This window comes from Amycolatopsis sp. (genome assembly GCF_035546795.1).
GTDB lineage: Bacteria > Actinomycetota > Actinomycetes > Mycobacteriales > Pseudonocardiaceae > Amycolatopsis_E.
Genome location: NZ_DASZWC010000059.1, coordinates 90,449 through 98,790, shown reverse-complemented (window position 1 = coordinate 98,790; position 8,342 = coordinate 90,449). Strand labels below are relative to the sequence as shown.

The following is an 8,342-nucleotide window of genomic DNA, read 5'->3' as shown; positions in this document are numbered from 1 at the left end:
AGCCGCGCGCGACGTTCTGGTCGTCGGTGGAAAGCAACGAGCTGAAGGGCGACTGACGTGTTCGCAGTGGTGTTGGCATTCGACGGCGAGTCGGCCGCAGACACGGCGGCCGGCATCGAGCACGTCAACGACGAGGTTGTGCCGGCGTTGCAGGAGGCCGGTGGCCTGCGTGGGTTCTGGCTTGTCGACCGCGAGGCCGGCCGGCGGATGACGGTGATGGTGTGGGACAGCCAGGAGGCGTACGACGCGGGCATGGCCAAAGTCGGGGAGGCGCGCGCCTCGGACCCGGACCGCCATCGGCCGGCGCCGTCAAGTGTCTCGCGGTTCGAGGTTTACGCCGCGATCGAGTAGGACGGCGGGTTGCCACTCCTGGGGTTTGGGCTGCGTCTCCTGGGTGATCAATCAGGCACGGATCACCCAGGAGGCTCACGATGTTGTTGGTACTGGCACTGCTGCTTCTGCTCGTGTTCGGCGGCCTCGGATTTGTCGCCCACGTCTTGTGGTGGGGCCTGGTTCTCGCCGTGGTCGTCGCGATCGCTTCTGCCCTGACCCGCCATGCCCCGTGACGCTCGCGTCGACCCGCATCGACTACCGAGCGTGACGGGCGCCGAAGCCAAGCAAGAGGCGAAGGCCGAGTTCATACCCGGATGGGCGCTCGGCGGGATTGCGCTCGTCATCGTCGGGATCGTGCTGCTCGCCGTACTCGGCTGAATGACCCCGGAGGCTGGGCGAGGACGTACTCGCCGGGTCCAGCCTCCGGGGGGAGTGGCTGGACGAGCCGGATCGGTAGCTGCTCCGGCGAGTACGCCCTGCTTCATGAACTCAACCGCCGCAACCTGAAGGCGGCCTGAAACCCAGGCCGCGAAAAGCCTAGGCCTCGAAGACCTCCTCGATGGCGCACTTCAACGGGCGCTCGAGTTGGGCGAAGGTGCACGACTTCGGGTCGCGGTCTGGCCGCCAGTGCCGGAACTGCGCGGTGTGACGGAAGCGGTGGCCTTCCATCTGGTCGTACGCCACCTCGACGACGAGTTCTGGGCGCAGCAGCTCGAAGCTCATGTCCTTCCCGGCGTTCCATCGGTTCGGGACCCCGCCGGGGCCGAACTCGTTGCCTGCCCACGGATGGTCGATGTCGGCGCCTTCGCGCAGCGGCGCCAGCTCGTCCACCAGCTCCGCGCGGCGCTTCATCGGGAACGACGCGGCGACGCCGACGTGGCGAAGTTGGTCCCCGTCGTACAGGCCGAGGACGAGCGAGCCCACGATCGGGCCGCTCTTGTGCCACCGGAAGCCGGCTAGCACGCAGTCCGCCGTACGGGCGTGCTTGATCTTGAACATCACCCGCTTGTCGGGTTGGTAGGTCAGATCGAGGCCCTTGGCGACCACGCCGTCGAGCCCAGCCCCTTCGAAGTCGGTGAACCAGCGCTTGGCCTCGGCCAGGTCCCGGGTCGCGGCGGTGACGTGTACGTCGGCGGTGCGCGTGACGGCTGCCTCGAGCCGCGCCCGGCGCTCGCCGAACGGCGTACCCATGAGCGACTCGTCGCCGACTGCCAGCAGGTCGAACGCGACGAAGTGGGCGGGGGTCTCGAGGGCGAGCTTGCGGACGCGGGAGTCGGCCGGATGGATCCGCTGCTGCAGGACTTCGAACTCGAGACGCCCGCCGAGCGGTACGACGATCTCGCCGTCGACGACGCACTTGTCCGGCAGCGCCGCCTTGACCGACTCCACGACCTCGGGGAAGTACCGCGTCATCGGCTTCTCGTTCCGAGAGCCGACCTCTACCTCGTCGCCGTCGCGGAAGATGATCGAGCGGAAGCCGTCCCACTTCGGCTCGTACAGGAACCCGCCCTCCGGGACCTCCGGAACCGCCTTGGCCAGCATGGGGGAGACGGGCGGCATCACCGGCAGCTTCACACCGGTGATTCCACCACCTTGTGAGGCCGCCGCCGCAGCCGGACGCGGCGGCGGCCTCACAACCTCAGAAGGCGGCTACTCCGTGGGGCGAGCCCCAACCCGTCGGGCCGTCCCAGCCGGCTCGCGCTGCGCACCACTGCGTCGTGGGACACGAGCCGTTGCTGCCGCTCGTGACGTCCCACAGGCTGGCAGCGGTCTCGTGGCTCCATAGGTACGAGCCGTCCTCGACGTCGGCGGTGTTGCCGGCGAGCGCGAACGTCGCCGCGATGATCGGCGACGAGGCGCTGGTCCCGCCGAACGTCAGCCAGCCGGCCGCGGACTCATACGGCGTGCTGTCGTAGACCGCGACCCCGGTCTGCGGATCCGCGACGGCGGACACGTCCGCAACTGCCCGCCCGGCGCAGCCGGTCGTCGTCGCCAGCTGCCACGTAGTCGTGTTGAGCGTCGAGCAGCCGCTGCCGCTGGAATCCCAGGCGCTCTCGGTGAAGCCACGGCTTGACCGCGACCGGGTCAGCGTCGTGCCGCCGACCGCGGTGACCCACTTGCTGCTGGCCGGATACGAGACGCCGTACCCGTTGTCGCCGGCCGATGCGGTCACTGCAACTCCGGCGTGGTGGTAGTAGCGGCCGTACGTCGCGTCTTTCGCGTCCGGCCCGCCGTAGCTGTTGCTGACCGCGTCGGCTCCCTCCGCGACCGCCGTGTCGACTGCGGTCCCGAGATTCGTCATCGAGGCGCTGTCCGCTTCGACCAGCAGAATCGAGCAGCGCGGGCACACCGCCGACACCATGTCCAGGTCGAGGCTGATCTCCTCGGCCCAGCCGGGATCGGCGGGCGGGTAGTCGCTGCCGCCGCTCTGGTCGATCTTGCGGAAGCAGCCGTTGGCGGTCGTGCACGGCGGCAGGCCGTACTGCGCGCGGTAGACCCCGAGATCCGCTTCGGCGGTCGGGTCGTCGTAGGCATCGACGATCGCCACCGTATCGCCGTCGCCGTTCGTCGCGGCGGGCAGTGCATACGCGGCCTGGAGATCGGCGGGCCCGTAGCCGATCGGAGCGCTCGCCCGGTGGAGGTGGCTGCGGACGAGATGGTCGACGCGGATCGCGAAGCATCGTGCTCGGGCCGTCCCGGCGTGCTTGCACACGACTTGGTCCCGCGTCGTCTTCGGCGCGGCGGCATGCGCCGAGGTGGCGAGCGGCGCCGCGGCGATGGCGATGGCCGTGCTCATCGCGGCGATGGTGGCGGTACGGATCGAGGGCACAGACAACCTCCGGTCGGGTGGGATCAACCGGTGCAGGCTCGCTGCCCGCGCCTGCCTCGTCAGCGCTGACTCCGCGGGCTGTGCATAGAGTGCGACCCATGGCGGTCAAACTTGTCGTCCTCTACACCCAGCCCGACGACGCTGAGGCGTTCGACGATCACTACCTGCGCGAGCACATGACGGGTGTGGCGGCGATCCCCGGGCTGCAGCGCGCCGAGAGCGGCCGGTTCGTCGCCGCAGCCGACGGCGGTGAGCTGAGCTGGTACCGGATCGCCGAACTGTGGTTCGACGACGAGGCTGCGCTGCAGAGCGCGCTCGGGTCCGAGCAGGGTCAGGCCACCGCCGCGGACTACGGGGCGATCGCGCCGCCCGGGTCGCGGCTGTTCGTCGTCGCCGTCGACTGACCCACGTACGGCGGCGCCGCGACTGGGCGCCGCTACCGGCCGACCAGGCCTCGGGCGTTCGTCTCGCCGTACGTGTCGCGGACCCCGCCTGCCGGTACGACGAGATGCTCGCCCGGTCGCAGCCTGACGCGTGCGCCCCACGTACGCCCGCCGAGCCGGTGCGCCGGCAGAGTCGCGACGACGTCACCAGCTCGGTCGACGATCTGAATCTCGCCGCTCGCCAGATGACCTCGAGTCGCCCACGGCTGGAAGCTGCAGGTCTCGCAGATCACGCTGGTGTTGGGCTTGCCGGTGCCGCCGCCGTTGTCTTTGTAGAAGCCATCCAGCGCCGGCGGGACATGGATCGGTAGTCGCGGGTAGCGGATCGGCGCCACGGTGAACGACGCGGTCCCGTCGTGGGCTCGCAGGTCGCGGATCCTGATGCCTCGCCACGGCCTGACTCGGAATGCCCGCGAGTCGAGGTGGTAGGCCTGCTTCTTGCCGTCGAGGTGGATGTCGCCGTCGATCACGAAGCGGTACTGCCCGTCCGGCACCTGCCCGCCGGGGACGTCTGCCCGCGGGTAGGAGTCGAAGACCTCCATCGAGGCAGTCCAGGTCCAACGCTGCCGCCCGGTCAGCTCGTTGAGGGCAGCCGTCGTCAGCGCCGGGCGTCGGTCCAGCACGACCTGGATCTGCCCGCTCTGGTCGGCGTAGGGCCGCCATGCCCCGTCGACCTTGCGCTGCACGGTCACCGTCGGGTCGTCGGTCCAGTTGTCGCCGCCGACCCAGGTGACGGTGGCGTCGTCGAAGCGGGTGAGGTTCCTCGGCTGTGCGATCACCTTCGCGGGCCCGGCGCTGTTCGGGACCCGGGCGTCCCAGAGGCGGTACTCGGCCGAGCTGATCCGGCCCAGGACGACGGCCTCCGATGACTGCCGGGCCTCGTCGAGCGTCGCGATCGGGTCGGTCGGCTGGGTCGGGATCGGCGCGCCGCACATCAGGTGGGCAGCCATCCCGAGCAGGTTGGTGACGTAGTAGTCGGCGCTGTGCGGGCCGTACGCCGTCAGGGCCTTGCGGTAGGAGTCGCGGGCTTCGTACTCGCGGTAGGAGACGGTGTAGCCGTTGTAGTCGCCGGTGTGCCCGAGCGCGACCGACAGCCGGTAGCCGGGACAGCTCGCGTACTTGCCGGCGCCGAGCTCGGTGTGGGTGAAGTTGCCCTTGATCGCGGCGTCGGACAGCGGCTCGGAGTCGGCTTTCGTGAGATAGCTCAGCGTGTTCCACCCGGCGCCGTTGTTGTTGATCTCGGCTTCCATGTGCCGGTACGCCGCGGTGGGGACGGTCAGCCGCGCGATGCCGATCGGGTCTCGCGGGTCCGGGCAGGAGTAGTCGCTGGTGCCGGACCGGTAGCAGGCGCGGACCGGTTTCTTCGGCAGGCCGTTGTCGTAGCCGACCGGCCAACCTTCGTCGACATCGGCCTGGTTGCCGTAGTCGAAGCCGTCCCACTCGTTCCCCGTCTTGCGGTCGGTGCGGGTCTCGAAGTTGCGGGTGAGATCAGCCTGCGGCTCGCAGGCGCACGAGCCGAGCAGGATCCCGCCGATCCGCACCGCCTGCAGCTTGAGGCGCAGGTTCTCCTCGACCAGCAGTGCTGAGGGCGCGTCGTAGTTGTCGGGGATCGGCAGCCCTGCCGCCTTGAGCTGGTGGAACAGCTTCGGCGACAGCGGCAGCGTCGGAACGCCGACGTCGGTCATCCGCTCGCAGTCGGGCAGGCCCACGACCGGCAGGCCGACGTTGCCGCTGAACGTCGCGGTGCTTCGGCAGTTGCTGACCGACGGGTACGGGTGGCTCAGCGGGCCGGCGTACCAGCGGGTGAGCATCGCGACCGTCGGGTTCGTCCGGTACGGCGCATCCACCCGGATGCCGTTGTGCGCGCCGCCGATCGCCCGCCAGGCGGCGATCGCGTGCTCGAAGAGCAGGTGCGCGCCGCGCTCGGCCTGCGCATAGCCCATGTGTCCGTAGATCTCGTAGACCGTCTGGCCGTGGTCTTTCAGGGTCGGGATGTGGCCGGGCGGGTAGGCGTGCTCGTACGGTCCTTCGGCGGACCCGACGCCGCCCTGGCTGAAGACCATGGGCGCGTGGGTGGCGTCCGTCATGTAGCGCATGAACGGCGCCATCCAGTCCTCGCTGATGAGGTCGTACTCATCGAGGGACTCGCCGTGCTCGGCGTAGTCGACCCAGGTCGCCAGCGGGATCGGATGCGACGGGTCGGTCATGTCGTCGAAGCGCATGACCGTGAGCTCGTGATCGTTGTCCTCCTGGGGGTAGCCGGTGGGCGAGCCGTCCTCGTTGACGTCGGCGCCCGCGATGTTTCCCTGGAAGCCCGCGAACTGCACGGTGGTCGCGCCCACCCGGGCCGGCCGCATCGCGGCGTAGGCCTGCTCGATCGCCGTCGCCATCTGACGTGCCTGGTACTCGAACATCCGCAGGTCCATGACGTCCTGGAAGAGCCAGACGCCGGCAGCGGGCGTGGAGTAGTACGGCGAGGAGTGGTCGTGCAGCGCCGACAGCAGGATGTGGTCGTAGGTGACCGGGCTGTGGGCGGCGGCGAGGATCTGGCCGACCCGGCGCACCAGCATGTCCTGGGCGAGGTAGTTGTCGTCACGCACCAGCGCGACGGGCGCGTCGCCGCTGCCGTCCTGCAGCACGATCGCGCTGATCGACAGCCGGGAGGCCACGCCGTACGACGATCGCTTGAGGACCGAGGCGACGTTGGGATCCCACTCACCCTCGATGTCCTTCGGTCCCACCTGGCTGGCGTACTGCCCCGCGGAGGCGCCCACATGCCAGGTCGCGTCCACCACCGCGGCACCGGCCCGGAGGCCGTGCCAGCCGCCGCTGCCCGGTCGCACGGCGCGCGCTGACGCGGCGGTTGCGTCGGACAAGCCGATGGCCGCACCGAGCAGGAGGGGCACGGCGGCGACGGCTGCGGTAACCGCTCGTCGCATGCGGCAGGACTTCGCCGCCGCGCGGGCGAAACCTCTCCGGATGCGACGTCGACCCGCCATTGCCGTGCTCGCTGCCGCCGTCTGCGCGGGGTCTTTCACCCCTGCCGCCCTCGCGTCGGCCCGGACCGTCGCGCAGCCCGCTGGTCAGGCGATCTACCTCGTCGGCGGCGCGGCCGAGTCGATCAACCCGACGCCCGCGATGCTGGCGCACAAGGACTTCTACCTCGGCGGCTACGGCTTCGGCGACGACAAGATCGCGGGCAAGTTCCAGATCCCGGACACCGTCGGACGCTATGCGACCGGCATTCTCGGCGACGGCTCGCACAGCCGGGCGATCATGTTCAGCGACCGGCGCCACACGATCGCCTTCGCCCAGATCGAGACGCAGGGCTACTTCATCGCCTACAAGCAGGGCCCGTTCGGCATCGAGGACATCCGCAAGGACGCTGCCGCACAGATCGCGAAGCTTGCCGCCAAGGAGCCCGGGCACGCGCCGGTGCCGACCGCGGCGGAGATCCTCGTCGACTCCGACCACACCCACGGCGGACCCGACACTGTCGGGGTCTGGGGCGGCGACCCGACGTCGTACCTCGAGCTCGTCCGTGACCGCACGGTGAAGGCGCTGGTCGAGGCCTGGCAGGCAATGCGTCCGGCGACACTCACGTACGGCGTCGCGCATGCCGGCGTCGCTGGGGAGACCAAGGAGTACCCGCCGAGCGTCAACGGCGACCCGCTGCTGACCAACCAGTTCTCCAGCGACCCGCGCAACCAGGCGATGGACGACGAGATCCGGGTGATCCAGGCCCACGACCCGAAGACCGGCAAGGTGCTCGACACCTACACCAACTACTCCTCGCACCCCACCGTGCTGGACTCCGACAACACCTACGTCACCGGCGACTACGTCGGGCGCCTCGACGACGCGATGACGAGAGCGTTCGGCGGGTTCGCCATGGACCAGGTCGGGACCCTCGGTCGTACTCAGCCCAACCGCGCCGAGTGCCTCAAACCGCACCTGAAGGCGTTCAAGGCCAGGCAGCTGTGCGAGCTCGACGAGTACGCCGGACGGGTGCTGCTCGGGGTCGAGTACGCCATCCGGCACTCGCAGCCGGTGCGCGGACCCGCGACGGTCGGGATGTCCAGCTACCTGATCGAGGACCTGATCGACTCACCGGTGCTGCTGGGAGTGGAGTACGCCGGCTCGCTCGTCGGTGCACCCGGTGCCCGAGCTCTCGGCTATCCCTGGTTCACCGCGAATCTCCTCGGCACGACGACGTTCTCCGGTCACATCGGCGACCTGCTGGTCAGCGGCGGGCCGGGGGAGATGTATCCGCAGATCGTGCAGACCGTCCGCCGGGACGTGCCCGGGATGCAGGGCTACCTCAACATCGGGACGGCGGGCGACTTCTTGGGCTATCTGATCGCGCCGCTGTCGTCCTATCCCGAGCCGATTCGCCGGTCGCTGCTCTCGGGTGACCCGCCGCCGGCGGGGGACCCCTCCTGCAAGGTGCTCGGCGTCTCGATCGGTTGCCCCGACCCGGTCGGCAACGACAACTTCTTCTTCAACGTCTCGTTCACGCTCGGCACCCGCGTCGAGTGCTCGCTGCTGCGCGGGGCGGCCGACACCCTGGGCAAGCCTGGCTCGACGTACCTGTCGAAAGACGGTGCGTGCCCGCTGTTCGCCAACGACTTGCTGAACGCCCCGGGCGCGGACACGAAGTTCCCGGCCGAACCAGACGAGAGCAAGACCGACCCCCACATGTGAGAGCGCATGGCACATAGGTACTGCTCTAGCGA

The 8,342-nt window shown here is 69.6% G+C and carries 7 protein-coding genes; 4 read left to right on the top strand and 3 right to left on the bottom strand.

Going from position 1 to position 8,342, the window contains the following annotated elements; genetic code table 11:
* Positions 1–57: 57 nt before the first annotated feature.
* The gene (locus VHD82_RS31080; protein WP_325712118.1) at positions 58–351 is read left to right on the top strand and encodes a hypothetical protein; all 294 of its coding nucleotides are present in this window, start codon (positions 58–60) and stop codon (positions 349–351) included.
* A gap of 80 nt (positions 352–431) precedes the next feature.
* The gene (locus tag VHD82_RS31075) at positions 432–566 is read left to right on the top strand and encodes a hypothetical protein (protein WP_325712116.1); all 135 of its coding nucleotides are present in this window, start codon (positions 432–434) and stop codon (positions 564–566) included.
* 304 nt (positions 567–870) lie between these two features.
* Here VHD82_RS31075 and VHD82_RS31070 read toward each other — a convergent pair whose 3' ends face one another.
* Both VHD82_RS31070 and VHD82_RS31065 read right to left on the bottom strand, forming a co-directional pair.
* Positions 871–1,908 carry an ATP-dependent DNA ligase gene (locus VHD82_RS31070; RefSeq protein WP_325712114.1) on the bottom strand — a complete coding sequence of 346 codons (1,038 nt, stop codon included), beginning with the start codon at positions 1,906–1,908 and terminating at the stop codon, positions 871–873.
* Between the two features lie 64 nt (positions 1,909–1,972).
* Positions 1,973–3,130 (bottom strand): S53 family peptidase, encoded by a 1,158-nt coding sequence (locus tag VHD82_RS31065; RefSeq protein WP_325712112.1) that lies wholly within the window; start codon positions 3,128–3,130, stop codon positions 1,973–1,975.
* Between the two features lie 131 nt (positions 3,131–3,261).
* Here VHD82_RS31065 and VHD82_RS31060 point away from each other — a divergent pair, with 131 nt between their 5' ends.
* Positions 3,262–3,567, top strand: coding sequence for an EthD family reductase (locus tag VHD82_RS31060; RefSeq protein ID WP_325712110.1), 306 nt, complete (start codon positions 3,262–3,264; stop codon positions 3,565–3,567).
* 32 nt (positions 3,568–3,599) lie between these two features.
* Here the strand turns inward: VHD82_RS31060 and VHD82_RS31055 are convergent, their stop codons facing one another.
* The gene (locus VHD82_RS31055) at positions 3,600–6,545 is read right to left on the bottom strand and encodes a hypothetical protein (RefSeq protein ID WP_325712108.1); all 2,946 of its coding nucleotides are present in this window, start codon (positions 6,543–6,545) and stop codon (positions 3,600–3,602) included.
* A 40-nt stretch (positions 6,546–6,585) separates the two neighbouring features.
* Here VHD82_RS31055 and VHD82_RS31050 point away from each other — a divergent pair, with 40 nt between their 5' ends.
* The gene (locus tag VHD82_RS31050; protein ID WP_325712106.1) at positions 6,586–8,310 is read left to right on the top strand and encodes a hypothetical protein; all 1,725 of its coding nucleotides are present in this window, start codon (positions 6,586–6,588) and stop codon (positions 8,308–8,310) included.
* Positions 8,311–8,342 lie beyond the last annotated feature (32 nt).

What these genes read in the sequence shown, in the direction of transcription:
- VHD82_RS31050 (WP_325712106.1), top strand. Translation starts at nt 6,586, where the DNA reads ATGCGACGTCGACCCGCCATTGCCGTGCTCGCTGCCGCCGTCTGCGCG.
- VHD82_RS31075 (WP_325712116.1), top strand. Translation starts at nt 432, where the DNA reads ATGTTGTTGGTACTGGCACTGCTGCTTCTGCTCGTGTTCGGCGGCCTC.
- VHD82_RS31065 (WP_325712112.1), bottom strand. Translation starts at nt 3,130, where the DNA reads ATGAGCACGGCCATCGCCATCGCCGCGGCGCCGCTCGCCACCTCGGCG.
- VHD82_RS31060 (WP_325712110.1), top strand. Translation starts at nt 3,262, where the DNA reads ATGGCGGTCAAACTTGTCGTCCTCTACACCCAGCCCGACGACGCTGAG.
- VHD82_RS31055 (WP_325712108.1), bottom strand. Translation starts at nt 6,545, where the DNA reads ATGCGACGAGCGGTTACCGCAGCCGTCGCCGCCGTGCCCCTCCTGCTC.